Annotated in this window: 17 protein-coding genes; 9 read left to right on the top strand and 8 right to left on the bottom strand. The window is 70.3% G+C overall.

Features of this window, described 5'->3' with window-relative positions; genetic code table 11:
• The first annotated feature begins 20 nt into the window (after positions 1 to 20).
• On the top strand, positions 21 to 3,659 hold the full coding sequence (locus ATJ97_RS09915; RefSeq protein ID WP_098483611.1) for a hydantoinase B/oxoprolinase family protein: 3,639 nt from the start codon (positions 21 to 23) through the stop codon (positions 3,657 to 3,659).
• Positions 3,660 to 4,230: 571 nt separating this feature from the next.
• On the opposite strand, the gene ATJ97_RS09910 is transcribed toward ATJ97_RS09915, so the two are convergent.
• On the bottom strand, positions 4,231 to 7,344 hold the full coding sequence (locus ATJ97_RS09910; RefSeq protein ID WP_098483610.1) for a DEAD/DEAH box helicase: 3,114 nt from the start codon (positions 7,342 to 7,344) through the stop codon (positions 4,231 to 4,233).
• Between the two features lie 77 nt (positions 7,345 to 7,421).
• Positions 7,422 to 8,054, bottom strand: coding sequence for a nuclease-related domain-containing protein (locus ATJ97_RS09905; RefSeq protein WP_245862345.1), 633 nt, complete (start codon positions 8,052 to 8,054; stop codon positions 7,422 to 7,424).
• A gap of 476 nt (positions 8,055 to 8,530) precedes the next feature.
• Here ATJ97_RS09905 and ATJ97_RS09900 point away from each other — a divergent pair, with 476 nt between their 5' ends.
• From ATJ97_RS09900 to nhaA, 3 genes are all read left to right on the top strand, one after another.
• Positions 8,531 to 8,821: a hypothetical protein gene (locus ATJ97_RS09900; RefSeq protein ID WP_143426979.1), complete on the top strand. Its 291-nt coding sequence runs from the start codon at positions 8,531 to 8,533 to the stop codon at positions 8,819 to 8,821.
• A gap of 92 nt (positions 8,822 to 8,913) precedes the next feature.
• Positions 8,914 to 9,657: a DUF4386 family protein gene (locus tag ATJ97_RS09895; protein WP_098483608.1), complete on the top strand. Its 744-nt coding sequence runs from the start codon at positions 8,914 to 8,916 to the stop codon at positions 9,655 to 9,657.
• A gap of 26 nt (positions 9,658 to 9,683) precedes the next feature.
• Complete coding sequence (gene nhaA, locus ATJ97_RS09890; RefSeq protein ID WP_245862342.1) at positions 9,684 to 11,573, top strand: Na+/H+ antiporter NhaA; 1,890 nt, start codon at positions 9,684 to 9,686, stop codon at positions 11,571 to 11,573.
• A 34-nt stretch (positions 11,574 to 11,607) separates the two neighbouring features.
• On the opposite strand, the gene ATJ97_RS09885 is transcribed toward nhaA, so the two are convergent.
• Positions 11,608 to 12,063, bottom strand: coding sequence for a YbhB/YbcL family Raf kinase inhibitor-like protein (locus ATJ97_RS09885; RefSeq protein WP_098483607.1), 456 nt, complete (start codon positions 12,061 to 12,063; stop codon positions 11,608 to 11,610).
• Positions 12,064 to 12,090: 27 nt separating this feature from the next.
• Positions 12,091 to 12,327: a hypothetical protein gene (locus ATJ97_RS09880; protein ID WP_098483606.1), complete on the bottom strand. Its 237-nt coding sequence runs from the start codon at positions 12,325 to 12,327 to the stop codon at positions 12,091 to 12,093.
• A 377-nt stretch (positions 12,328 to 12,704) separates the two neighbouring features.
• Between ATJ97_RS09880 and ATJ97_RS09870 the strand changes: the two genes are divergently transcribed.
• A complete protein-coding gene (locus ATJ97_RS09870) occupies positions 12,705 to 14,288 on the top strand; it encodes a metallophosphoesterase family protein (protein ID WP_143426977.1) in 1,584 nt (527 codons plus the stop codon).
• A gap of 13 nt (positions 14,289 to 14,301) precedes the next feature.
• Here ATJ97_RS09870 and ATJ97_RS19485 read toward each other — a convergent pair whose 3' ends face one another.
• Positions 14,302 to 14,784 carry a DivIVA domain-containing protein gene (locus tag ATJ97_RS19485; RefSeq protein ID WP_143427092.1) on the bottom strand — a complete coding sequence of 161 codons (483 nt, stop codon included), beginning with the start codon at positions 14,782 to 14,784 and terminating at the stop codon, positions 14,302 to 14,304.
• 337 nt (positions 14,785 to 15,121) lie between these two features.
• Between ATJ97_RS19485 and ATJ97_RS09860 the strand changes: the two genes are divergently transcribed.
• Positions 15,122 to 17,050 (top strand): metallophosphoesterase family protein, encoded by a 1,929-nt coding sequence (locus ATJ97_RS09860; protein WP_098483604.1) that lies wholly within the window; start codon positions 15,122 to 15,124, stop codon positions 17,048 to 17,050.
• 52 nt (positions 17,051 to 17,102) lie between these two features.
• The gene (locus ATJ97_RS09855) at positions 17,103 to 17,633 is read left to right on the top strand and encodes a UDP-N-acetylmuramate dehydrogenase (RefSeq protein WP_098483603.1); all 531 of its coding nucleotides are present in this window, start codon (positions 17,103 to 17,105) and stop codon (positions 17,631 to 17,633) included.
• A 169-nt stretch (positions 17,634 to 17,802) separates the two neighbouring features.
• On the opposite strand, the gene ATJ97_RS09850 is transcribed toward ATJ97_RS09855, so the two are convergent.
• On the bottom strand, positions 17,803 to 18,279 hold the full coding sequence (locus ATJ97_RS09850) for a hemerythrin domain-containing protein (RefSeq protein WP_170037351.1): 477 nt from the start codon (positions 18,277 to 18,279) through the stop codon (positions 17,803 to 17,805).
• Positions 18,280 to 18,576: 297 nt separating this feature from the next.
• On the opposite strand from ATJ97_RS09850, the gene ATJ97_RS09845 reads away from it, so the two are divergent.
• Positions 18,577 to 19,428, top strand: a complete 852-nt coding sequence (locus tag ATJ97_RS09845) for a cation diffusion facilitator family transporter (protein ID WP_098485363.1) — start codon at positions 18,577 to 18,579, stop codon at positions 19,426 to 19,428.
• A 54-nt stretch (positions 19,429 to 19,482) separates the two neighbouring features.
• On the opposite strand, the gene ATJ97_RS09840 is transcribed toward ATJ97_RS09845, so the two are convergent.
• The gene (locus ATJ97_RS09840; RefSeq protein ID WP_098485362.1) at positions 19,483 to 22,275 is read right to left on the bottom strand and encodes a cation-translocating P-type ATPase; all 2,793 of its coding nucleotides are present in this window, start codon (positions 22,273 to 22,275) and stop codon (positions 19,483 to 19,485) included.
• 178 nt (positions 22,276 to 22,453) lie between these two features.
• On the opposite strand from ATJ97_RS09840, the gene ATJ97_RS19480 reads away from it, so the two are divergent.
• Positions 22,454 to 24,844 (top strand): glycoside hydrolase family 65 protein, encoded by a 2,391-nt coding sequence (locus tag ATJ97_RS19480; RefSeq protein ID WP_170037348.1) that lies wholly within the window; start codon positions 22,454 to 22,456, stop codon positions 24,842 to 24,844.
• Positions 24,845 to 24,942: 98 nt separating this feature from the next.
• On the opposite strand, the gene ATJ97_RS09820 is transcribed toward ATJ97_RS19480, so the two are convergent.
• Positions 24,943 to 25,569 carry an MBL fold metallo-hydrolase gene (locus ATJ97_RS09820; RefSeq protein ID WP_098483600.1) on the bottom strand — a complete coding sequence of 209 codons (627 nt, stop codon included), beginning with the start codon at positions 25,567 to 25,569 and terminating at the stop codon, positions 24,943 to 24,945.
• Between the last annotated feature and the right edge of the window lie 7 nt (positions 25,570 to 25,576).

The following is a 25,576-nucleotide window of genomic DNA, read 5'->3' as shown; positions in this document are numbered from 1 at the left end:
CCGACCACTAGGTTCCCACCATGACCGGGTGGCAGTTCTGGATCGACCGCGGTGGCACGTTCACGGACGTGGTCGCCCGCCGCCCCGACGGCACGCTGGTCACCCACAAGCTCCTCTCCGAGGATCCGGCCCGCTACCGCGACGCCGCCGTCGCCGGCATCCGCCACCTCCTCGGCGTCGAGCCGGACGCACCGATCCCCACGGACCAGATCGACGTCGTCCGCATGGGCACCACCGTCGCCACCAACGCCCTCCTCGAGCGCCAGGGCGAGCCCACGCTCCTGGTCATCACCAAGGGGTTCGCCGACGCCCTGCGCATCGCCTACCAGGAGCGCCCGCGCATCTTCGACCGGCACATCGTCCTGCCCGAGATGCTCTACGACCGCGTCGTCGAGGTCGACGAGCGCGTCACCGCCCAGGGCGAAATCCTCAAAGCCCCGGACCTCGACGCCCTCGAGCACGAGCTCCGCAGAGCCAGGGTCGACGGGATCGACGCCGTCGCCGTCGTCTGCCTGCACAGCCACCTCTACCCGGCGCACGAGAACGCCGTCGGCGACCTCGCCCGCCGGCTCGGCTTCGGCCAGGTCTCGCTCTCCTCCGAGGTCAGCCCGCTGATGAAGGTGGTCCCGCGCGGCGACACCACCGTGGTGGACGCCTACCTCAGCCCGATCCTGCGCCGCTACGTCGACCAGGTGGCCGCCGAGCTGCCCGGCGTGCGGCTGCTGTTCATGCAGTCCAACGGCGGCCTGACCGAGGCTCGCCACTTCCGCGGCAAGGACGCGATCCTCTCCGGCCCCGCGGGCGGCATCGTCGGCATGGCGGCGATGTCCGCCGCCGCCGGCCTCCGTGAGGTCATCGGCTTCGACATGGGTGGCACCTCCACGGACGTCTCCCACCACGCCGGCGAGCTCGAGCGCGTCTTCCACACCGAGATCGCCGGCGTCCGCCTGCGCGCCCCGATGCTCGCCATCCACACCGTCGCCGCGGGCGGTGGGTCGATCCTCCACGTCGACGGCGACCGCTACGTCGTCGGCCCGGACTCCGCCGGCGCCGACCCCGGCCCCGCCTGCTACCGCCGCGGCGGCCCGCTGACCGTCACCGACGCCAACGTCATGCTCGGCCGCATCCAGCCCGCGCACTTCCCGGCCGTCTTCGGGCCCGACGGCGACCAGCAGCTCGACGCCGACGTCGTCCGGGAGCGCTTCGGCGAGCTCGCCGCCCGGCTGCGCGAGGAGACCGGCGACGACCGCACTCCCGAGGAGGTCGCCGAGGGCTTCCTCGCGGTCGCCGTCGCCAACATGGCCAACGCCGTCAAGAAGATCTCCGTGGCCAAGGGGCACGACGTCACCACCTACGCCCTGACCACCTTCGGCGGCGCCGGCGGCCAGCACGCCTGCGCCGTCGCCGACGCCCTCGGCATCCGCACCGTCCTCGTCCCGCCGCTGGCCGGCGTGCTCTCCGCCCTGGGCATGGGCCTGGCCGACGTCACCGCCATGCGCGAGCAGTCCGTCGAGGCCGAGCTCGACGGCGCCGTCGTTCCCCGACTCGAGGCCGTCGCCGCCGGGCTCGAGGCCGTCGCCCGCACCGAGCTGGACGACGGCGCCGCCTCCCGCGGCGTGGACGTCGACGTGGTGCGTCGCGCCCACCTGCGCTACGAGCGAACCGACACCGCCGTCCAGGTCCTCCTCGCCGACCCGGCCGCGATGCGGGCGGAGTTCGAGGCCGCGTACCTGCGCACCTACTCCTTCCTCATGGACCGCCCGCTCGTCGTCGAGGCGGTCTCCGTGGAGGTGGTCGCCCGCGCGCCACGGCCGGCGGTCGCCGTGGCCGCGGAGGCCGGGGACGACGGCGGGGCGGAGGTGACCGTCCACCTCGGCGGGCGGGCGCGGAAGGTCCCGCTGCGCCGTCGGGAGCACCTGCCCGCCGGGACGCAAGTGACCGGGCCGGCGATCGTGGCCGAGGCCAACGCGACGACGGTGGTGGAGGGGGGCTGGTCCGCCGTCGTCCTGTCCGACGGTGCCCTGCGGCTGGACCGCACCGGGGAGCGTGAGCGGCCCTCGGCGACGACCGAGGCGGACCCGGTGCTGCTGGAGATCTTCAACAACCTCTTCATGTCGGTCGCCGAGCAGATGGGTGCGCGGCTGGAGGCGACCGCGCAGTCGGTCAACATCAAGGAGCGGCTGGACTTCTCCTGCGCCCTGTTCGACGCCGGCGGGCACCTCATCGCCAACGCCCCGCACATGCCGGTGCACCTGGGCTCGATGGGCGCGACGGTGCAGGAGGTCATCCGCCGCCGCGGGCAGGAGATCCGGCCCGGCCAGGTGTACGCGGTGAACGACCCGTACCACGGCGGCACCCACCTGCCCGACGTCACCGTGGTCACGCCGGTCTTCGACGACGACGGCGCCCGGGTGCTCTTCTTCGTCGCCTCCCGCGGGCACCACGCCGAGATCGGCGGGCTCACGCCCGGCTCCATGCCGGCGTTCTCCACGACGCTGCCGGAGGAGGGCGTGCTGTTCGACAACTGGCTCCTGGTCGACGGCGGACGGTTCCGCGAGACGGAGACCGAGGAACTGCTCACCACCGGGCCGTACCCCTCGCGCGACCTGGCCACCAACCTCGCCGACCTCCGCGCCCAGGTGGCCGCGAACGCCAAGGGCGTGGATGAGGTGCGGGCGATGATCGACCACTTCGGCCTCGACGTGGTGCAGGCGTACATGCGGCACGTGCAGGACAACGCCGAGGAGGCGGTCCGGCGGGTGATCGACCGGCTTGACGACGGGGCGTACGACTACGAGACCGACGCCGGCGCGCACATCCGGGTGCGGGTGTCGGTGGACCGAGAGGCGCGGTCGGCGACGATCGACTTCACCGGGACCTCGGGGCAGCTGGGCACGAACCTCAACGCGCCGTCGGCGGTGACGACGGCGGCGGTGCTGTACGTGTTCCGCACCCTGGTGGACGCGGACATCCCGCTCAACGACGGCTGCCTGCGGCCGCTGCGGATCGTGCTGCCCGAGCCGTCGATGCTGGCGCCGGAGTACCCGGCGGCGGTGGTCGGCGGGAACGTCGAGACCTCGCAGGGCGTCACCGGGGCGCTGTACGCGGCGCTCGCGGTGATGGCCGAGGGGTCGGGAACGATGAACAACGTGACGTTCGGCAACGAGCGGCACCAGTACTACGAGACGGTGGCGTCGGGGTCGGGCGCCGGGCCGGGGTTCGACGGGGCCGACGTGGTGCAGACGCACATGACGAACTCGCGACTGACCGATCCCGAGGTGCTCGAGTGGCGCCTGCCGGTGCTGCTGGAGTCCTATGCCATCCGCCGCGGCAGCGGGGGAGCGGGCCGCTGGCGCGGCGGCGACGGTGGTGTGCGGCGGATCCGGTTCCGTGAGCCGATGACCGTCAGCCTGCTGACGAACCATCGGCGAGTGCCGCCGTACGGGATGGCGGGTGGGGAGCCGGGGGCACTGGGGCGGAACTCGATCGAGCGGGTCGGGGGTGACATCGTCGATCTTCTGGGTAGCGACGTGGCGGAGGTCCAGGTCGGTGATGTGCTGGTGGTCGAAACGCCGGGCGGTGGCGGGTTTGGTGAGGCTCAGCGGAATGAGCAGACAGCCCCGGCCGTTATTGCCAGCGAGATAAGACCCGACCAATAATACGGTCGGTCACTGTGATCTCACCTCGCTCGAGAAGGCCTTTTCTCCTTTCACGTTCTTCCAACCAATTGTCCAGGGGTGCGACCTCGCCCGACCACTGACCGTGCAGCTCCGACCGGCCGAGCCACCGAAGGACGTACTGCAGGTAATCGACTGAGGTGTCTTGCCAGTCCTGAGTCGGATTAATGAAACGTCGAAAATTCGCCAACTGAGGCACCCGGTGCGCTCTACCGACCGGGCCCAATTGCGTGGCGAGCACATCCGCGACGCTTCGGTCAATGTGTCGTGCGGATCCCGGAAGCCATTCCACCCAGCGTTCGAGCGCTAAGCGCCAGGCGTTCAAGGCGTCGACAACCTCCCGAGGCGAGGCAGCACCCGCGGGCGGCGCTAACTCAGCGGCGTCCCGCACAGCGGCTAAAGCACGGTGCAACTCGCTGGCGGCAACTCGTACCTGGTCACGCCGGTCAACACGACGCTGCTGCCGTCGCCCCCAGAGCGCTGCAACGACGGCGCCGAAACTGGCGCTCAAGACACCGATCGCGAGTTCCCCGAGATAGTCCATGACTAACCACTAGTTCGCGACGGACGCCACCTGGAAGAGGTCGGTCGGCAAAGCGCGTCCGAGCCGCCAGGTGATCGCCATTGGTCGCTCACCTTCGTGAGTGACGTAGTGAGCGTCGGCAAGAAGCATGTACGGCGCTGTCCCGAGTGCGTCCTTCTTGGCTTCGCGCGCGAAGAGGAGGACGTTCGTTCCGCGCTCCCGGTGAGTGATGTAGCGCTGACCCGTCGGTGAGGAGACTGTTGTTCGCGACTGGGACTCCCAGTGGAAGAGTTCAGGGCTGATCGCGTAGTCGTTGTACATCGTCGTCGGCGAGTAGTCCTGCTCGGATTTTCTGAGCGTCACGAGGAACGCATCGGACTGCCACGGCTCCGAGAAGAACACTCCCTCACGGAAACTGTTGGGCAACCGATCGAAGCCGGCATAGTCGAGCGCGACGACGATCTCTTCACGGGTGTAGTGCGCGTGCGACCTCAGACGAGTCGCGGCGAGCGAGCCCTCGAGCCCGCGCGGGACGTGGCGGATGTTGCTGAGTCCAAGCTCGATCAGCTGGCTGAACTCGCGACGGGCGGCGGCCTCGAGCCGAAGAGCTCCTAGAGCGTTCTCGAAGTCGCCGTGGCCACCACCGTCGGGCCAGAGGCTGAACACGAGCATGCGTGCATAGCGCTGCTCGCGCTCATCCAGCTCTCGGTAGTGAGGGGCGTCGTCGCTCAGGAGTCGGAGGTAGGCGTTCCCGCGCTCCATGTCATCTACGTGTGCGAGTGCGCGTCCGCGACGGATCAGCGAGGCGTGCAATGGGCCCTTCACTGCGACCGGGAGACCGGCGTCCTCGCGAAGGCGGGTCCAGTTCTTGTTGTTCTTCAGCACATCGGCGAGCTCGAGATCCGTCTCTTTGAGGAACGTGCCAAGCGAGACATCGCCCTGGCGCTTCGCGAGCAATTTCAGCTCGCCAACGAGGGTCTTCCACGTCGGGTTCAGCTGGCTCTTGATGTTCTCGAGCACGGCGTTCTGGCTCTCCCGGTCGAGGACGATCTGTGAGCCCGACGGGAGGAACGGAAAACCGTACTCCACCTGTTGTCTAAGCCCCGCACGAGAGGCGCCGGTCATTGCGCGGAAGCGGCGGTCAAACCGGAACTCTTTGCGCTGGTGTCCGACGAAGTCGAGCGCAGTCAGCACCGCCTTGTCGCGTGTTTGACGGAGGCCCCTACCGAGCTGCTGCAGGAATATCGTCGCGCTCTCAGTGGGGCGGAGGAACAGGACCGTGTCGACGTCGGGCAGGTCCAGGCCCTCGTTGTAGAGATCGGCCGAGAACAAGATGTTGACCTTGCGGTCGCGAAGGTCGAGGAGTGCTTGTCGTCGAGCCTCCGGGTGGGTGTCGCCCCACACGGCTCGGGCGGGAATCCCGGCTGCGTTGAACACGTCAGCCATGTACTGCGCGTGGCGCACTCCGACGCAGAAGCCGAGGGCGCGCATCTGCCGTACGTCGGCGACCTTGTCCCGCAATTGCCTGAGGATGATCCGCGTTCGTGCGTCGTTTCCGGTATAGACGTTCTCCAGTTCCGCCCGGTCGTACTGGCCGCGACTCCACCGGACTGAGCTGAGGTTGACCGTGTCAGCGATGCCGAAGTAGTGGAAGGGGCTGAGCAGCTCTGCCTCAAGCGCGTCCCAGAGCCGGATCTCGGCGGCCGTGCGACCGTCGAAGAATTCCTCGGCGACGTCGATGCCGTCTGCGCGTTCAGGTGTTGCGGTGAGTCCGAGAAGTTCCCTCGGCTTGATGTGGGCTAGTAGTCGGCGGTAGCTGGCCGCCTCAGCGTGGTGGAACTCGTCGACGACGAGGATCTCGTACGCGTCGGGACTGAGGGCGTCGGCGCCAACGCTGTCGAGCGACTGGATCGTCGCGAAGACGTGGTCGGCAGAGGTCGGGCGGAATCCTTGACCCCAGAGCTCACCGAAGGACCCGTCGGCGAGCACGTCGCGATAGGTGCGAAGCGCTTGCTGGAGGATCTCGATCCGGTGCGCCACGAAGAGGAGGCGTGGGTAGCGGCCTGCAGCACGTGCGAGGTCCCGGTAGTCCAGGGCGGCGATCACCGTCTTGCCGGTCCCGGTGGCGGCAACCACGAGGTTGCGGTGTCTGTCGTAGACGGTCCGTTCGACGTCGAGCTGTTCGAGGATCTCCTTCTGGTGCGGGTACGGCGTCACCTCCAGCCCGGAAAGCACCAGGGTGGCCTCCGTCCCCCTGCCGCGGCCGGCGGCGCTGGCCAGGGATCTGTTGAGCAGGTCAGCGTCGCGGTCAGGGTCGTACGGCAGGTACGAGGGGTCATTCCAGTACGTCTCGAATGTCGCCTCGAACTTGTGCAGCAAGGATGGCGTGGCGACCGCGGACAGCCGAACGTTCCATTCCACCCCGTCGAGAAGCGCTACGTGGGAGAGGTTGGAGGAGCCGACATAGGCGGTGTTGAAGCCGGTATGCCTGTGAAAGAACCACGACTTTGCGTGAAGGCGAGTCCTCGCGATCTCGTACTGGATCTTCACCTCGGCGCCGAAGTCACGCACAAGCCGGTCGAGCGCGCTTCTCTCGGTCGCGCCGATATACGTCGTCGTGATGACCCGAAGGCGTCCTCCACGCTCGGTGAAGCGCCGGAGTTCTCGCTCGAGGACACGCAGGCCGGTCCACTTCACAAAGGCACAGAGCAGGTCCACCTGCTCAGCCGACTCGAGCTCAGCCCTCAGTTCGGCGCCGAGGCTCGGGTCCCCCTTGGCGTTGGTCAGGAGCGCGGCATCGGCGAGCGGCGTTCGCGGTCGGTGGGCGTACCGAGAATCGGTCGCGACGCCGTCCGGCTTCTCAAGGGACAACAGCTGACGAGTCGGTGGGCTGACAGCCTGGTCGACTTGTTGGATGAGCCCAAGGATCTCGTTGACGAGTTCGACCCTCTTGCTTTCGTTCCTCGTGTCTCGAAGGACGCGCGCCACCTCGCCTGCGACATGTCGTGCCAACACGTCCGGTTCGTCGGCGGCGTCGACCGCTTCGAGGCGAGACCGGTGACCGGGTAGTCCGGCCAGCTTCCGCTCGAGCGACGGCGTCACCAACGATTCGTACAGGCCGTCATGGAGCGCGTCGTGCTGCATGAGTGACAGCTTGGCGTATTACGGATGAAGGCGGACCTGAATCGGAACTTCTTTTGGCTCGTCCCAGCTGGCCGGAATCAGGCTGGGAGGAATCTGGCCGCCACGACGTTGGCCACTGCCGCGACATCGACTCCGCCGTCAGGCTGCCCTGCGAGCATCCTGGCAAGTCGTCTGAACCACAGAACCTCAACGCCTCGGGTGGTGAAGGAGCCGCCTATGAGGGGCCAGTCGGCTTCGACGAAGCAGAGCGCTCCTCTGACGGGCACTTGCCCGACGTGCTCCTGCACGAGTTCGACCTGGTTGAGGACACCGTCGACAAGTCTTGTGCAGTCGCGCCGACCGACGAGGAGCTTCTCGGTGCGAGGACGAAGGATCCCACCTTCAACCCTTAGTTCGGGGCGGCGGCCCCTGTAGCGCTTGGCATCGATGACCCAGATCCCGGCACGCGTGACGACGATGTGGTCGATGTTCGCGCGTGAGCCTGGGATACGCCGGTCGTGCAGAACGACAACCTCGTCTGAGGCAAGTGCGTCGAGTCGAGCTCCGAGGCGTTCCTCGCCGACCGCTCCTCCGTCCCAGGCCTGCGTGGTCTGCCGCTCATCCGACAGCGCGACCGCGATTCCTCCGAACCGGCCCCATTTTGCGCGAAGCCGCTCCTCGTCCTTCGCCTTCCGACGTTCGTGCTCGCGACGAGCTGATGCGCCTGCCACGCCATGCTCGAGAGTCGCTGGAGGCGGCGGGGTAAAGAACTGTTCAGCGGGTTCATTGGCCGGAGCTGAGGTGGTCTGGCAATCGACGCACCGGACAGTCTTCGTTGATCGTTCGTAGATCGCCTCGGACTTTGCAGCTAGTTCTGCTCCGCATAGGCGGCATCGGCCGGCATAGCGGAGCCGCATGCGCTTGTCCGGCATGTCCACGTCCTTGGCGTCTGGCTCCAACCTGTACTCCCTGCCGACGTCTGTGGTGCGCTATCGCGGACTCGGCGAGTATCCCGCGCAAGCGAGTCCGAATCCGGGGATCGGTGGTCCTCTCTTCTGAACGTTTGCCCGTGCCGGTTACCGCTGGCGGTTCGTCGACCACGGGGCACGCGGCGAGATATTGGAAGGCGGGGATCAGCAAGACTCCGTTGTGCTTTACCAGACGGGTCCAGGTTGCCTCCGACTTCGGGGCGAGGACCATGGCGCTCATGGAGACGTTCATCGTTCCGGTGATCTTCCCGGACCTCGACACGGCGAAGACGGACTTCCGCATCGTGCTCGAGGCCCTGCGCACGGCCGGTCTTCACGCAGAAGCGGCCAACGAAAGTGACCTGGTGGACCGCGGCGATGACGCGGACCGGCCCGACCCGGGGCCGACCACCCGGGAACTCCACGTCCACGGCCAAGGGCCGGACGACGTCCGCCGTCGGGTGCTGGAAGTCGTTGACGGCCAGTACCCGGAAGGAATGGTGCTGCTCGGAGACGTCACGCTGCTCTGACCCCGGGCGGACGTAGACGCACGATCCTCCCGAGCGCACACTGCCGGTGACGGGCATGGCCGACGTTGGCTGCGCCGTCGGGAGGTCCCGCCATGAGCAAATCGCAGGCAGGTGATGTGGGCCCACGTCCCACGCAGGTGCAGACGGAGGTCGGGGAGGACCGTTCGCTGCTCCGGCTCGGCGCGGTGTCGATCGTTGTCGGACTCGTGCTGCAGTTCGTGATGGGGCTGCTGCACCCCTCGCGGGCGGACCCGAATGACTCCGCCGCCGCGTTCGCGGAGTACGCCCGGTCGGACGCCTGGACCGCCGTTCACATGGGCCAGTTCGTCGGCACCCTGCTCATCGTGATCGGCCTCGTCGCGGCCAGCCGCCACCTGGCGCGGCAGGTAGATGGTGCCGGCGCGGCCGCGGTCGTCGCGGGACTCGCCGCCGTGCTCGTCGCGGCGGTCTTCGCGGTGCAGATGGCGGTCGACGGCGTCGCGCTCAAGGGCGCCGTGGACACGTGGGTCGGTGCCGCGGAGGCGGACCGACAGGCGGCCCTCCTCGCGGCCGAAGCGGTCCGGTGGACCGAGAAGGGGCTGAGCGCGTTCTTCCAGCTCCTCAACGGCGTCACCCTGCTCATGGTCGGTCTGGCCATGGTGCTCGGACGGCTGTTCCCGCGATGGCTCGGCTGGGTCGGGGTGATCGCGGGGCTCGGTGAGCTACCGGGCAGCGTCGTCGTCGCGTACACGGGCTTCTCGCCGACGGCGGCCCTCGTTCTGCAGCCGGCGGCCGTGCTCGGCGCGGTCTACCTGATCGGCACGCGGTGGTCATGTGGCGCAAAGGACGAGCGTTGACGACCGGCCGTGTCTAGCGTGATCCGGTGACCGCGATCGCCTCAGGCACGCAGACCCGTCGGCGGGAGCTCTCGGGGCAGCTGTCCGTCCAGCTGCGTCGGTACCTCGACACCGAGTCGGCCAGTGCGCTGCTGCTCGTCGGCGCGACCGTCCTCGCCCTCCTCTGGGCGAACTCCTCGTGGTCGGACACGTACGAGAACATCTGGAGCGCCACCGCCTCAGTGCGCATCGGCGACGCCGCGCTCTCGATGGACCTCGACCACTGGGTCAACGACGGCCTCATGGCCATCTTCTTCTTCGTCGTCGGGCTCGAGGTGCGGCGCGACCTCGCGGTCGGTGAGCTGACCGACCGAAGACGCGTGGTGCTCCCAGTCCTCGCCGGCATCGGCGGCATGCTTGTGCCCACGCTGCTCTACCTGCTCATCGCGCCGTCCGACGCCGCGCACGGCTGGGGCGTCGTGATCGGCACCGATACGGCGTTCCTGCTCGGCACGCTCGCACTCGTCGGGCCCAACTGCTCCACGCAGCTGCGGATCTTCCTGCTCTCCCTCACCGTCGTCGACGACTTCGTGGCCGTCAGCGTCATCGGCATCGTGTACTCGGACGAGATCCACCTGCCCGCGGTGCTCGTGGCGGCCGCGGGGATCCTGGCGCTGGTGGTGATCGGGCGCCTGGGGGTCTGGCGGACCTGGGCGTACGTGTGGATCGCCGTCGTCGTCTGGATCGCGACCCTCGCCTCGGGGCTGCACGCCTCCATCGCCGGCATGCTGGCCGGGCTGCTGATCCCGGCGTACCGGCCGAGCCGGCACGTCGTCGAGGGCGCGGCCAGGCGGGTCCGCGCCTTCCGCCAGTCGCCGATGCCCGAGGTGGGGCGCTCCGCGCAGGAGGCGCTCACCCGGGCGGTGTCCGTGAACGAGCGGCTCCAGCTCGTGCTGCACCCCTGGACCAGCTACGTCATCGTGCCGGTCTTCGCGCTCGCCAACGCCGGGGTCGACCTGCGCGGGGGAGTGCTGGCCGACGCCCTCGCGTCGCCGGTGACGTGGGCGGTGGTGGTCGGCCTCGTGGTGGGCAAGTTCCTCGGTATCGGCACCTTCGCACTCGGCGGTGCGCGGCTCGGGGCGGGGCGGCTCCCGCAGGGCGTCGGCCCGGGGCAGATCCTCGGCGGCGCCGCGCTGTCCGGCATCGGGTTCACGGTGGCGCTGCTGATCATCCACCTCGCGTTCGACGACCAGCGGCTCCAGCAGGAGGCGACGGTCGGGGTGCTGCTCGCCGTCGTCATCGCGACGGCGCTCGGCTGGGTGGTCTTCCAGCTGGCCGCTCGGTTGCACGGCGAGACGACGGCGTCCCTGCCGATCCGGCTCGCGCGCCCCGTCGACCCGGACCGCGACCACGTCCGGGGCCCGGTGTCGGCGCCGCTGACCCTGGTGGAGTACGGGGACTACGAGTGCCCGTTCTGCGGCCGCGTGACCGGTGCGCTGCGAGAGGTGTTCCAGCACTTCGGGGACGACCTGCGGTACGTCTTCCGCCACCTGCCGCTGCCGGACGTCCATCCGCAGGCCGAGCTCGCCGCGGCGGCCGCCGAGGCCGCCGGTGCCCAGGGGCGGTTCTGGGAGATGCACGCCGTGCTCTTCGCCCACCAGGACGAGCTCGAGCTCGAGGACCTCGCGGGCTACGCCGGCAAGCTCGAGCTCGACGTCGAGGACTTCCTCCGCGACATCGACGAGCAGCGCCATGCCGTCCGGATCCGCGAGGACGTGGCCGACGCCGAGGCGAGCGGCGCCCGCGGGACGCCGACCTTCTTCGTCGGCGAGCTCCGGCACACCGGGCCGCACGACGCGCGCAGCCTCATCGCTGCGCTGGAGGCGTCACGCGGCCAGGTGTGGCCCGCTCCGCCGTCGTCGCGGTGGGGCGGCTGAGGACCTGGGCTGAACGGGCGGCGGAAGGCTGGGTTCAGCGTCTCTGGAACGTCCCGGTGAGCGTCGCTGAGGCGAGCGCCCGCCGCCCGGCGGCCTCGGCGACGCGGCCCGCGCCGTCGCCACGGTGGACGGGCAACCTCTCTTCGGGGAGCGCGAAGAGCGTGAAGACGTACCGGTGCGGGCGGCCGGGCGGCGGGCACGGCCCGCCCCAGCCGGACGACCCGAAGGAGTTGTCGCTCTCGACCGCCCCGTGCGGCAGCGGCCCACCCTCGGGCAGGCCGTCGACGTCGGCAGGGATGTCGTGGACCGCCCAGTGCCACCAGCCGCGCGCGGCGTCCGGGTCGAAGCACGTCAGGACGAAGCTCCTGGTGCCCTCGGGCGAGCCCGACCACGAGAGGGCCGGACTGAGATTCTGACCGCCGCAGTCAGGCCAGGCGTGCCGCCGGTCGATCGAGGCGCCGTCGCCGAACGCGCCGCTGCGCAGCTCCATGAGGAGAGGGTAGGCCGGGGGACGGGGCTAGTGGTCCTTGCCGCCGGCCTGAGGGAAGTCGTCCTGCCGCCCCGGCTCGGCCGGCGCGAGATAGGTGCGGCCGTTGCTGTTCCGTCGCAGGACCCAACCGGTTTCGGCGCGCACGGGCGCGTGCTTGACGGGGGAGCGTTCCGACTCGAGTCGCGTGACCTGGGCAGGGCCGAAGACCTTGAGAAGCCCGTTGTAGATGCGGTCGTTGAGCGGAGGCTTCGCCTTCTTGGCCATGTGGGTCACTTTCGGTGTCCGCCCGGCCACCGAAAGTGTCGGCCGCCGAACGGGTGTGGACGCGTTGCACGCAATTCTGTTGTGCGCAACTGAATCGTACGGTCGGGCTTTGCGGCAGCGGGCGGAGCAGGTGCCGCACGAGATCGTCCGCCGGCTCGGTCTCGTGGTGGAGGAGCTCGCCGCCCTGCGTCACGCCTTGACCCGCGTCATCGCAGCCGCCACGTCCGTGGGGGTGAGCCCCAATGCATACCCGGTCCTCAACCTGTCCGGCCTGAAGGGTGCCGCGCCCTCGGGACACCGGGCGGTCATGTCCAGGTCACTCGCGCTGCCTACGTTGCCGATGCAGTCCTTCACATCGGCACCACAGGCAGGAAATCATGCGTCAGCAGCACCGCAGACTCGTCGTCACCCTCTCCGCCCTGGCCCTGGTGGGCCTCAGCTCTTTCACGGCCGCCAGTGCGGAACCCGGCAGGGGCGCTGAGCGGTTGGGGAAGGACGCCGTCCCCCTCACGCGCACGACCCTGTGGAGCGAGAACTTCGAGTCCGTCCAGACGCCGACAGGCTTCACCCACAACGCGCCGCGCGGCTGGTCCATCCATAACTCCGACTTCACCACCGGCGAGGCACGCTGGGCGGGCTGGGCGTTCACCAACGTCCGCGACTGGACGTGGGCCGTCGGGACCGACCAGCGGCACTACTTCACCCGCGGCCACAGGACCTTCGCCGTCGTCGAGAGCCAGCATCAGCGCCTGGCCGAGCGTGACCGGATGACGACCGCACTGCGCTCGCCCGAGATCAGCGTGCACAAGCACGATGTCGTCGAGCTGCGCTTCGACTCCCACTACCGCCAGGGTGAGGCGCCGCAGCACGCCGCCGTCAGCGTCTCCTTCGACGGCGGGTCCGCGCAGGAGCTCTCCCGCTACACCGCGGACAAGTTCAGCTCGCACGAGGTGCTCGCGGTCGAGGTGCCGGACGGGGCCCGCAAGGCCACCTTCAGCTGGTCCTACAACGACTCCCAGAACGACTGGTGGTGGGCCGTCGACAACATCGAGGTGGCCGAGCCGATGGGCGAGGTCCAGGGTGAGCCCTACGCCGCCGTCGACGTCATCAGCGACGTGCAGGGCGCGATCGAGGAGTACAAGTCCGCGGTCGGACAGCTCAACGCCATGCCGGACCCGGCGGGCGCCATGGTCGTCAACGGCGACTACGTCGACCTCGGCACCGAGGAGCTCTACGACGAGTTCGCGGACGCCGCGCAGGAGGTGCCGCACGCCTCCGGCCGCACGTACTACACGATCGGCAACCACGAGATGTACGGCCCCGAGGGTTCGGAGACCTACATCGACCGGTACCTGGAGTTCACGGGGCAGGAGAACGTCTGGCGCGAGGAGGTCGTGGACGGCGTCCCGATCATCCTCGTCAACACCGAGTACTACAGCGACGTCGACCGCGGCGGCGTCGAGCCCTACGTCAAGATCTCCGACGAGCAGCTCGGCTGGCTGGACTCGCGCCTGGAGCACTGGGCCAAGCAGGGCACCCCCGCCCTGGTGTTCAACCACCAGATCCTTCCGGACACCGTCTCCGGCAGCTACAGCTCCTGGAACCAGAACGACTACTACGACCTCGAGGCCTTCGCCGAGGTGGTCGGCAAGTACTCCAACGTCGTCTTCTTCACCAGCCACACCCACATGTCCCTCGAGCTCGAGGACTGGTGGGGCCGATACCGCGCGGACGGCACCGACAACCGGCTCGGCTTCCCGGTGGTCAACTCCGGCGCCATCACGTACAACGCCGTGCCCAACGGCGGTGACCACCAGGGCAAGCGCCTCGAGGGGGAGCACTCCACCGGCCTTCGGGTGAAGGTCTTCGAGGACCGGGTGCGCGTGGAGGCCTGGGACTTCGTCGGCGGCGAGATGATCAAGTACGTCGACTTGCCGACGCCCGCGAGGAACCGCGCCTGATCAGCCGCACCGCCTACATCGCGAACATCCACACCATCAGTGCCACGATGCCGACGGCAGCCGCGACGACGAGCCCGAGAGCGATGGCCGGCAGCTTCCGGGTCGTGGGGTACTCGCCCGGCCGATGACCCGGACCGGTGGTGCCGACGTCGAACGTCGGGACGGTCCGGCCACTCACCGGGGCAGCGCCGGCGGTTCCGGCCGGCGCCTCGGCGGTGCGGCCGGCAAGCGCGAGGAAGCCCTGCTCGAGCTGGGCGAGGAAGTCGTCGACCTGATGCTGGTCGTACCCCTCGCGGAACTTCGTCGGCTGGAAGCGGGCGTTGCGGCACAGGTTCACGGCCGCGGACGCGTCGATGCGCTCGCCGCTCTCGTGGGACCGGAGGATCGACGTGATGGTGTCGAGGAAGTCGTCCACCTCCTCCTGGTCATAGCCCTCACGGAACCGGGTGGGCTGGAAGCGCGCGTTCAGCACGCCGTCGGCGGTCAGGCTCGTCATCGGGCATCCCAGGTCGTCGGGGGTGGTGGTCGGGACCGTCCCGGCCGCTGGCTGTCCCGATCGTGGCACCGAGAGCCACGCGCGACCCGGGTTTTGGACGGCGATCGCACAGTTGTCCCATCAGGACGGGCGCCCCGGGCCGAGACTCTCGGGCACTCGAGATCGGGCATGGTGGCAGCCACCCCTGGTGCGTACGCGGGAATCACGCCATCCTGGTCCGCATCGTTCACCGAGCGTTCCCCGGCCGGCAGACAGCGATGTACGCCGAGGTCATCTCGGTCGGCTGGGGTGGCGGGAGCACCGACGCTCCCGCGGGGGCACACGATCAGGAGACGTCATGAGAAGACTCGTCCGCATCGCCGTCGTCGCCGGGATGGCGACCCTTCCGCTGGGGGCGGGCGCCGTCGCCGCCCCGGCCGTCCCGTCCGCCGTCGACGCCGCGCCCGCGCCGCAGCCGGGCTTCCGGGTGCTGCCGTACCTGCAGCAGCCCGGCGAGGACACCATGACGCTGAGCTGGGTCTCCGAGACCGACGAGCCCGGCACGGTCACGGTCAGCGGCCCGGGGCTACGCGGGAAGACGACGCTGACGTCCGAGCCGCGCTACCTCGACCTCATGGAGTACACCGAGGCCGAACTGGCGCAGGAGATCCGCGGCCTCGAGCAGGGGTCGTGGCTGCTGGCGAACAGCAGCTACAAGCACACCGTCACCCTCGACGGCCTCAAGGCCGACCACACCTACCGCTACACCGTCGAGCAGGGCGACGAGCAGCACACCGCCTCCTTCACCACGGCGCCGACGGCGGAGCGGTGGAAGGACCTGCGCCTCATCGCCTTCTCCGACACCGAGACCGAGCCCTACGGCGCCGTCGAGCACCGCGAGTGGGAGCTGCACCCGCAGACCGGCTACGCCGAGGGCTCCGCCGAGCGCCCCGGCCCCGGCTCGCTGTGGGCGGAGAAGTACGGCTCGACCACCCGCTACGGCGAGTTCACGCTGCGCTACCCGATGGACCAGCAGCGGGCGCTGATCGAGAACACGCAGTGGATCGAGAAGGCAGACCCCGATCTCATGCTCATCGCCGGCGACCTCGCCCAGGGATCGGGCTACCAGCCCGCGTGGGACGAGTTCTGGCGCCACTTCGCCGGCGAGTACGGCAACCTGGCGACCCACACCCCGCTGATCACGGCGCTCGGCAACTGGGAGACCTACGCCGCGCTCAACGGCGGCTACGGCACCGACGAGGACCGCACCCCGGCCGTCATCGCCCGCAACCGGTACCACGAGTACTTCGACACCGCGGGCGACGCCGCGAACCCGCAGTTCGAGGACTCCTACCACCGCGTCGACTACGGCCCGCTGACCGTCCTGACGCTCGACTCCACCAACGGCCTGCCGGACGAGGACGCCGACACCGGGATGCTCTCCGGCGAGGTCTACTCCGGCGACGACACGAACCTCACCGAGGCCCGAAAGACGACCGACACCCAGGGCGAGTTCACCGCCGAGAACTACGACTCCGCCTTCACCCAGCTCTTCCCCGGCACCACCGCCGAGGACTCGGACCTGCCCAACTTCAACCCCGGCACCGAGCAGTGGGCCTGGGCCGAGAAGCAGCTCGCCGACGCGCGCGAGCAGGGGCAGATCGTCGTCGTGCAGTTCCACCACGCTGCGTACTCCAACGGCGTGCACGGCACCCCGCCCAACCACGAGCACGCGGACAACCAGTCCGGCGTCGCCATGCGCGTCTACACGCCGCTTTTCGAGAAGTACGGGGTCGCGGCCGTCATCTCCGGGCACGACGAGATGTTCGAGCGCTCCTGGGTGGACGAGGACGGCGACGGCGTCGGCTTCCACTCCTACGACGTCGGCGTCGCGGCGGACGGGCTGCGCGGTGAGCAGCTGGCGAAGAACGCGGACGGTGAGTACGTGCCGATCCGGTACAACAGCCACTCCGAGTGGACCGCGGCGGCCGACGAGCCGGAGCTGTGGGAGGTCGACGCCAACGGCAACCCGCAGCTCCTCGACGGCGGCCTGCACTACGGCCACCTGCAGATGGACCTGACGAACACGAGGTGCGGCGCCGAGATGACCCTCAGCCCCGTGTACCTCTTCCCGGTCCTCGACGAGAACTACGACCTCGTCCGCACCGAGCGCCGCGTCTACGACGACGTCGTCACCGTGACGCTTGCCGACGACGGCACCCCGGTCGCCGGTGCGCCCGAGTGCCAGCCGGGCCGGGGCACCGCGCCGGGGCAGCAGGGCAGGTAGTCCGGTCCGTCGACATCTTGCGGGAGCTCGGGGCGCGGCGTGTGATGGAGGGATGAGCGACAGCGCCTCGATCTCCGCGCGGCGGACCCGGATCGCCGTCGACGCGTCGGCGTGCGAGATCGACGACCTCGCGCCGTGCGGAGGCGTCGACGTGAGAGTCGGCGGCGACCTGGACTGGGGCGAGTTCGTCGAGCGTGCGGTGGCCTCCGGCTGGCCCGGGGTCGAGCGGCTCGGGGGCGTGCCGGGCACCGTCGCAGACGTCGTCCGCGTCAACGCCGAGGCCGACGGGCAGGCGGTGGCCGACGTCGTCGCATCCGTGGGTACGTGGGACCGGGCCACCGACCGGGCGCGGACCTTCTCGTACGTCGAGTGCGAGTTCGGGCCGTCAACCTCGCGGTTCGGGGAGCGGCTGCCCGACGGGCAGCACCGCTACGACATCGTCGACGTCTCGTTGCTCTTCAAGCAGGGGGACCTGACGGCCCCCATCCGGGACGCGGAGCTCGCGATGCTTCTGGGGATAGCGCCCGGTGGCAGGCTGCCGCTCACCGAGTACGCCCTGCGCCGGGGACGGGCCGGCGACTGAGCACAGCGCCCGCTCACGACTGGCGCGGCGCGCTGCTGCCCCGGCTCACCATCGAGCTGCCCGGCTACCCTGACCGGTCGGAGCGGGCGATGGCCGAGACACTCGCCCGGCTTGCGCGGCTGGTCGAGCAGGAGTGACCGGCCGACAGCTGGGGCGCGTCCGTCGTCGTTCAGTGGTGATGGTCGTGCGAGCCGGCCAGGAGCTCGGTCAGAGAGACTGACGGGTCGTCCACCAGCAGCGGCAGGATGTGGTCGTTCTCCTTGCGCTGGTGGCTCGCGAACGTCTCGAACAGCGCCCGCGCGTAGGCGCCGGCCGCTGCGGGGTTCTCGGACCCGGCGACCATCCCCGCGAAGTGCCGGATCAGCTCGTGCTCGGCGAGCATCGCCGCGATGAGCAGGCGCCCCTCCGCCAGCCGGGCGGCCGCCGGGTACGTCGTCTCCTCCTCGTGCGCGGCGTGCGGGACGAGCACCGTGCCGATCCACTCCTGCAGCGCCGCCCTCTCGGGGCCGGTGTCGGTCCCGGCGTCCGCCGCCCCGGCGAGCGCGGCGCTGAGCCGGTCGAGGTCGGCCACCATCACCGCATGGTGGCGACGGATCTCCTCGGCGGTCTCGACGTCGGCGTCGTGCCGTTCCATCGTCTCGCTCACGGCGCACCTCCAGGGTCCGCGGTCACCTCCACCGTGATCCCGCGGGGGCCGGTCCCACATGGGTCGAAGGTCCCGGGCGCCCGCCGCAGGGGGGGCGGGAGGGTGCGCCGTCGCCCGGGACGTGCGCCCTCAAGGTCGCGGGACCGCCGTGCTCGGCAGGGGATAGCGTGCAGCCATGCGTCCCGGTCAGGTCGCCGCCGAGGGCAGTCGGTTCGCCCGTGCCGTCACGGGAGCCCGGCCGTGAACGCTCCGGGCCGCCCGGCAGAGAGGCGGGAGCACGACCTGCTCTTCCGCTACATGCTGCTCTCCGTCGCGGCCGCGGTCGTGACGATCGGGCTCAAGACGGGAGCGGCGATCGTCACCGGGTCGGTGGGGTTCCTCTCCGACGCCATGGAGTCGGGCGTCAACCTCGTCGCCGCCGTCGTGGCCCTCATCTCGCTGCGCGTGGCCGCCCGCCCGGCCGACGCCAGCCACCACTTCGGGCACGGCAAGGCCGAGTACCTCTCCGCCCTCGTCGAGGGCGCCATGATCTTCGTCGCCGCCGCGGCGATCGTCTGGACGTCGGTGCAGCGGCTCCTCGAACCCGCCCCGCTGACCCAGCCCGGCATCGGGCTCGCACTGTCGACGGCGGCCTCGGTCCTCAACCTGGCGGTGAGCCTGGTACTCACGCGGGTCGGGCGCGCGCACCGCTCACCCACCCTGATCGCCGACGGCAAGCACCTCATGACCGACGTGTGGACGTCCGCCGGGGTGCTCCTGGGCATCTTCCTGGTCGCGGTGACCGGGTGGCACCAGCTGGACCCGATCGTCGCGCTCGCCGTCGGGCTCAACATTCTGGTGACCGGCTACCGCCTGCTCCGCGGGTCGGTGAGCGGGCTGCTCTCGGCCGCGCTGCCGGCCGAGGACATGCGCACGCTCGACGAGGCGCTCTCGCGCTACAGGCAGCTCGGCGTCACCATCGCCCCGCTCCGGACCGTCGAGTCCGGGCGGCAGCGCTACGTCTTCGTCGTGGCCACCCTCCCGGGGACGTGGACCGTCGCCGCCGCGCACGAGGTGGCGGACCAGATCGAGTCCGACGTCGACACGGCCCTGCCGGGCACGGAGACGTTCGTGCACATCGAACCGGACGGCCCACGAACGCTTCGCTAGCCCGTCAGGAAGCTGCGGCCCGTACTCGGCCGCCGACGACAGCCTGTCCAGGTCTCACGCGGGTGGTTGCCCGTCGCTGCGGCGCAGCCGCCAGCGCCATGCCTCGTCGGCGCCCCAGACGAGCAGGGGCAGCGGGAGCAGCGCGGCCAGGAGCACTGTGGGCGGCGGGGCCGTGCCGAAGACGAGCTGCAGCGGCTCGACCCACACGAGCGCCGCCGCGAAGACGATCTCGAAGAGGATGCCCCAGAGAAGCAACGGGTTCGAGAGAAGGCCGATCTGGCGAAGCGACGCACGCTGGCTGCGTGCCGCCATCGCCGTGCCGATCTGGCACGCGACGATCCCGAGGAAGGTCATCGTCGTGGCCTCTCGCCACACGTGGTCCGCTGCTGCGTCGTCGGGGGACGGCGTCCAACCACCGACGGCGAGCGTCGCGAGGAACAGCCCGGTGACGAGCACCGCCGAGACGCCCCCGAGGAGGGCCCAGGCCCGTGCCAGCATCGCGCCGTCGATGACGTTCTGGGCCCGGCGCCGCGGCGGCCTGGCCATGATGCCGGGCTCGGCCGGCTCGCGTCCGAGGGCGAGGGCGGGGAGGGTCTCGGTGCCCAGGTCGATGGCGAGGATCTGCATCACGGTCAGCGGCAGGGGGATCCGGCCTCCGGAGAGGGCGTAGAGGAGGAACGGGATCACCTCCGGGGTGGCGTGGGCGAAGATGTAGACGATGAACTTCCGGACGTTGTCGTAGACGCGGCGCCCAGCCGCCACGGCCGCCACGATGGTCGCGAAGTTGTCGTCCGTGAGCACCATCGTCGCTGCTTCCCGGGCGACGTCCGTGCCGGACCTCCCCATCGCCACGCCGATGTCCGAGCGTCGCAGCGCCGGTGCGTCGTTCACGCCGTCCCCGGTCATGGCCACGACGTGGCCGAGGTCCTGCAGGGCGTCGGTGATGCGGAGCTTGGCCTCGGGGGAGGTGCGCGCGAAGACGATCTCGTTCTCGCCCGCGAGGAGGTCGTCCAGCTCACGCTCGGTCATGGCGTCGAGCTCCCTGCCGCTGACCACGGGCATGGCCGGCCCGCCGATCCCCACGCGGCCGGCGATGCTGCGGGCGGTCATGCCGTGGTCGCCGGTGACGACGACGAGGCGGATCCCCGCGCTGTGACAGCGGGCCACGGCGTCGGCGACCTCGGGCCGCGGCGGGTCCTCCATGGCCACGATGCCGAGGAGGGTCAGGTCATGCTCGACCGCGTCCCGGTCGAGCGTCTCGACGGCGGGGCCCGGGGCCTCGCTGATCGTCCTGTCCGCCACCGCGAGGAGTCGGAGGCCCTCGCCGGCCCACCGGCTCACGAGCTCGGTCAGCTGGCTGCGCGTGGCCGGGTCCAGCTCCCGCTCGTCGGACGCCCCGGTGGCGATCCGTGCACAGCGCGGGACCACCTCCTCGGGTGCGCCCTTGGTGGCGACGTAGAGACCCGCCGGCGCCCGGTCGACCGTGGACATCCGCCGGAGGGCCGGGTCGAAGTGGAGCTGGAGGAGCCTGCTGTCGTGCCCGCCGCCGACAGGTACGCCGACCCGGGCGGCGGCGCGCAGCAGGGCGATCTCGGTGGGGTCGCCCGCCTCCTCGCGGCCGTCCCCGCCGAGGGTCGCGTTGCTGCACGTCGCAGCGGCGCGCGCGAGCCGGCGGACGACCTGCCCGGCGTCGGTCCTGTCGCCCTCCGTGCCGGCCCCGTCGGTCCACTCCCCGGGACCGGTCCAGCACCGCACCACCCGCATCCGGTTGAGGGTGAGCGTGCCCGTCTTGTCGGTGCAGATGACGCTCGTGGAACCGAGGGTCTCCACAGCCGAGAGCCGTTTGACGACCGCGCCGCCGCGGGCGAGCGCGCGTACGCCCACCGCGAGGGCGAGCGTGATGGTCGGCAGGAGTCCCTCCGGGACGTTCGCCACCAGCAGCCCGATGGCGAAGTTGAGGGTGTCCGGCACGGGCAGGCCCGCGAGGAGCGTGCCGAGGGGGATGAAGGCGGCGCCCATGACCACGGCGACGACCGCGATGACCCGTGCCACGCGCTTGACCTGCAGCTCCAGGGGGCTCGGGTCGTGCCGCACCCGCTGGGACAGCGCGGCGATCCGTCCCAGCTCGGTGCTCATCCCGGTGGCGAAGACGACGGCGGTCGCCTCCCCTCCGGTGCAGGTCGTGCCGCTGAACAGCAGGTCCTGCGCCTCGAGCAGCGGCCCGTGCTCACCCCCGACGGGGGACCGCAGCACCTGCCGCGACTCCCCGGTGAGGGCGGAGAGGTCCATCTCGACCGATCCCGACATGATGCGCACGTCGGCGGACACGGCGTCGCCCTCCGCGACGACGATGACGTCACCAGGAACGAGGGCACGGGCCTCGACGTGCCGGCGCTCTCCCTCCCGGACGGCCGTGGCCTGAGCGGGGAGGTAGCCGGAGAGCGCCTCGACGGCCCTCTCCGCGTGGCGCTCCTGCGCGAACGCGAACAAGGCGTTGACAGCGACGACGGCGACGATGGCCGCGGCCAGCGCGCCCGTCCCACTCACCCACGCCAGCACCGCGGCGCCCCACAGCACCACGGCCAGAGGGTGGACCAGCTGGTCGAGCAGCTGCCGGGGCCACAGCCGCCCGCCGCGCCGCTGCAGGGTGTTGGGCCCGACGACGGCGAGCCGGCGGGCGGCCTCACGGTCCGACAGCCCCTGGCGGCTGCTCCGCAGGTCCCGCAGTAGGCGGTGGAGAGCCGCCTCAGGGTCGACGTGCGCCCGGGTGATTCCCGCGGTCTCGTCGATGAGGCCCTCAGCGAGCCCGGCCGACGGCGCGGTACGTGTGCTGTCTGGTCCGTCCATCTGCACGACAGGTCCACCTCACCGTGGAACGCCCGCCCGGGGCGGGTCGGTCGCGCCGGGCCGCCGAACCTCTCCAGCATCCCTCCGCCGGGGCGGCCGCGCCAGGGACCTTCGGTCACAGCCCGGTCGGACCTCCGTTCGTGACGGCGCCGCCGGCCGGCCGGCGTACCTTGACCGTATGCTCCGGCGGGACATGGCCGTGCTTCCCGAGCACATCTACCCACGCGACCCGTGGCGACTGGTCGAGCGGGCCTACGACGAACGCTTCGCCGACCGTGCCGAGACGATCTTCTCCCTCGGGAACGGCTACCTCGGGGTCAGGGGCATCCAGGACGAGGGGCGCCCCAGCCTGGGTCCGGGCACCTTCATCAACGGCTTCTACGAGACGTGGCCGATGGTCCAGCCCGAGCCCGTCTACGGACTTCCGAGCGTCGGGCAGACCATGGTGAACGTTCCTGATGCCGCGCCGCTCGCTCTCTACGTCGACGACGAGCCCTTCCTGCTCTCGGCGGCGCGGATCCGCGACTACAGCAGGGTGCTCGACATGCGCACCGGCACGTTGGTCAGGGAGTTGGTGTGGTCCACGCCGAGCGGGAAGCATGTCCACCTGCGGTCCCAGCGCCTGATCTCCTGGGAGCACCGCCACCTGCTCGCGCTCCGCTACGAGATCACGCTGCTGAATCACCCGGCGCCCGTGGTCGTGAGCTCCCTGCTGCTCAACCACCAGGACCGGCCCCAGCCCGCACCCGCTCACGGTCGCGGCCTGCTGGACCCGCGCCTGGGCAAGGTGTTCACCCACCGGGTGCTGAACCTGGAGCGGCACCGGGAGGAGGGAGCACGGCTGCTGCTGAGCTACCGCACCTCCCGGAGCAGGTTGTCGCTGGGTGTGGGCGTCGACCACGTCATCGACCTCCCGTACGAGTACCGGCTCAGCTCCGCCGTCGAGGCCGACCGCAGCGAGGTGGTGGTCGAGGCCGACGCCCGCCCCGGGGTACCCCTCCGGATCACGAAGTTCGCTGCCTATCACACCGCCGCCGAGTCACCTTCGGAGGAGCTGATCGAAAGGTGTGCACGGACGCTGGACCACGCGAAGCGCGACGGTTTCGAGGCCCTGCTCGCCACCCAGCAGGCGCAGGTGGACCGGTTCTGGGAGCGAGCAGATGTCCAGGTCGAGGCACGGCGGGACAGCGGGCAGCTGCAGCAGGCCCTGCGGTGGAACCTGTTCCAGGTCGGTCAGGCCACGTGGCGGGCGGAGGGCACCGGCGTGCCGGCGAAAGGGCTCACCGGCCAGGCGTACGACGGTCACTACTTCTGGGACACGGAGATCTACCTGCTCCCGTTCCTGTGCTACACCCAGCCCCGCATCGTGCGGAACCTGCTCCGGTTCCGGTACGCGCAGCTGCCGCAGGCCCGGGCACGGGCGCGCGTGCTGGACCTGGAGGGAGCCACGTACCCGTGGCGGACCATCAACGGCGAGGAAGCCTCGTCCTACTACCAGGCGGCGACGGCACAGTTCCACATCAACGGAGACATCGCCTACGCGATCCGTCGCTACGTCGACGTGCGCGGCGACGTCGGCTTCCTGGCCGAGGCGGGGGCGGAGATGCTCGTCGAGACGGCGCGGTCGTGGGCGGACCTGGGCTTCCTCGGCGAGGACGGCCGGTTCCACATCCACGGCGTGACGGGACCTGACGAGTACACCACGGTCGTCAACGACAACACCTACACGAACCTGGTCGCCCAGCTGAACATGCAGTACGCCGCCTCGGTCGTCGAGTCGCTCCGGAAGGACCGGCCCCAGGACTACGTCACCCTCGTGGACAGGACGCACCTGCGCGAGAGCGAGGTCGAGACCTGGAGGAGCGCGGCGGACGCGATGGCGGTCCCCTACGACGTCGAGCGCGGCGTCCACCCGCAGGACGACGTGTTCCTGAGCCGGCAGCGTTGGGACCTGGCGAGCACGCCCGCGGAGAACTTCCCGCTGCTGCTGCACTACCACCCGTTGGTGATCTACCGGTACCAGATCATCAAGCAGGCCGACGTCGTCCTGGCCATGTTCCTGCTCGGGGACCAGTTCACCGCGGAGCAGCGGAAGCGCAACTACGACTACTACGAACCTCTCACCACCGGGGACTCGTCGCTGTCCGCCAGCGTGCACGCGATCATGGCCGCGGAGACCGGGGAGGAGGAGGCGGCGCTGGACTACTTCCGCTACGCGCTGATGATCGACCTCGCGGACGTCGCCGGCGACGTCTCCGACGGCGTGCACATCGCCTGCGCAGCCTCCACCTGGATGACTCTCGCGTACGGCTTCGCCGGCATGCAGGACTTCCACGGGAAGCTGAGCTTCGACCCGCGGCTGCCGACCGGGTGGACGCGGCTCTCGCTGCCGCTGCGTTTCCACGACCGGCAGCTCAGGGTCGATCTCACGCACGAGGGGGAGACCTACAGCCTCGTCGAGGGCGAACCGGTCGAGCTGACGATTCGTGGCCGGAGGCATGTCCTCGCCCCAGGTTGCCCGGTGGTCATCCCCACCACGGCCCACCGGGTCGGCACCGCCGCGAGCTGAGACGGGTCATCCGCCGCACGACGAGGCGGCCGCGCCCTGGCCCGGAGGCCGGCGCGGCCGCTGTCGCGAGCTCCGCCGTCGTCAGCCGGACGACGGGTCTAGACCTTCGCCTCCCACTCGGGAAGCGACGGCTTCTCGGCCGCGACGGACGTGTCGTCCCCGTGCCCGGTCTTGACCACGGTCTCCTCGGGGAGGGTGAGCAGCCGGTCGCGGATGGACCTCACGATCGTCGGGTAGTCCGAGTAGGACCGGCCGGTCGCGCCGGGGCCGCCGTTGAACAGCGTGTCCCCCGTGAACACCACGCCGAGGTCCTCCGCGTAGAAGCTCGTCGAGCCGGGGGAGTGGCCGGGGGTGTGGATCGCGACGAGCGTCGTGCCGGCCACCTCGAAGCGGTCGCCGTCGGAGATCTCGTGGTCCGGGGCGCCGTCGGGGTAGACCGCGTCCCACAGCATGCGGTCCTCGGGGTTGAGATGCACCGGGGCCCCGACGAGGTCCCGGAACTCCGCGACCGCGCGGATGTGGTCGTCGTGGCCGTGGGTGAGCAGGACGGCCTTGACGGTGCGGCCGGCGACGGCGTCGGCGACCGCCTTGGCGTCGTGGGCCGGGTCGATGACGATCACCTCGGCGTCGTCACCGACGATCCACACGTTGTTGTCCACGTCCCAGGTTCCGCCGTCGAGCGAGAACGTCCCGGACGTCACGAGGTTGTCGATGCGGGCGACCATGGCGCCT

Source organism: Georgenia soli, from assembly GCF_002563695.1.
In the GTDB taxonomy this organism is placed as follows: Bacteria; Actinomycetota; Actinomycetes; order Actinomycetales; family Actinomycetaceae; genus Georgenia; species Georgenia soli.
Note: the sequence above shows the minus strand (reverse complement) of the source record. Positions and strands in the feature narration are given on the sequence as shown.

What these genes read in the sequence shown, in the direction of transcription:
- ATJ97_RS09900 (WP_143426979.1), top strand. Translation starts at nt 8,531, where the DNA reads ATGGAGACGTTCATCGTTCCGGTGATCTTCCCGGACCTCGACACGGCG.
- ATJ97_RS09855 (WP_098483603.1), top strand. Translation starts at nt 17,103, where the DNA reads ATGAGCGACAGCGCCTCGATCTCCGCGCGGCGGACCCGGATCGCCGTC.
- ATJ97_RS09910 (WP_098483610.1), bottom strand. Translation starts at nt 7,344, where the DNA reads ATGCAGCACGACGCGCTCCATGACGGCCTGTACGAATCGTTGGTGACG.
- ATJ97_RS09840 (WP_098485362.1), bottom strand. Translation starts at nt 22,275, where the DNA reads ATGGACGGACCAGACAGCACACGTACCGCGCCGTCGGCCGGGCTCGCT.
- ATJ97_RS09915 (WP_098483611.1), top strand. Translation starts at nt 21, where the DNA reads ATGACCGGGTGGCAGTTCTGGATCGACCGCGGTGGCACGTTCACGGAC.
- ATJ97_RS09845 (WP_098485363.1), top strand. Translation starts at nt 18,577, where the DNA reads ATGCTGCTCTCCGTCGCGGCCGCGGTCGTGACGATCGGGCTCAAGACG.
- ATJ97_RS09895 (WP_098483608.1), top strand. Translation starts at nt 8,914, where the DNA reads ATGAGCAAATCGCAGGCAGGTGATGTGGGCCCACGTCCCACGCAGGTG.
- ATJ97_RS19480 (WP_170037348.1), top strand. Translation starts at nt 22,454, where the DNA reads ATGCTCCGGCGGGACATGGCCGTGCTTCCCGAGCACATCTACCCACGC.
- ATJ97_RS09880 (WP_098483606.1), bottom strand. Translation starts at nt 12,327, where the DNA reads ATGGCCAAGAAGGCGAAGCCTCCGCTCAACGACCGCATCTACAACGGG.
- ATJ97_RS09820 (WP_098483600.1), bottom strand. Translation starts at nt 25,569, where the DNA reads ATGGTCGCCCGCATCGACAACCTCGTGACGTCCGGGACGTTCTCGCTC.
- ATJ97_RS09885 (WP_098483607.1), bottom strand. Translation starts at nt 12,063, where the DNA reads ATGGAGCTGCGCAGCGGCGCGTTCGGCGACGGCGCCTCGATCGACCGG.
- ATJ97_RS09870 (WP_143426977.1), top strand. Translation starts at nt 12,705, where the DNA reads ATGCGTCAGCAGCACCGCAGACTCGTCGTCACCCTCTCCGCCCTGGCC.
- ATJ97_RS09860 (WP_098483604.1), top strand. Translation starts at nt 15,122, where the DNA reads ATGAGAAGACTCGTCCGCATCGCCGTCGTCGCCGGGATGGCGACCCTT.
- ATJ97_RS19485 (WP_143427092.1), bottom strand. Translation starts at nt 14,784, where the DNA reads ATGACGAGCCTGACCGCCGACGGCGTGCTGAACGCGCGCTTCCAGCCC.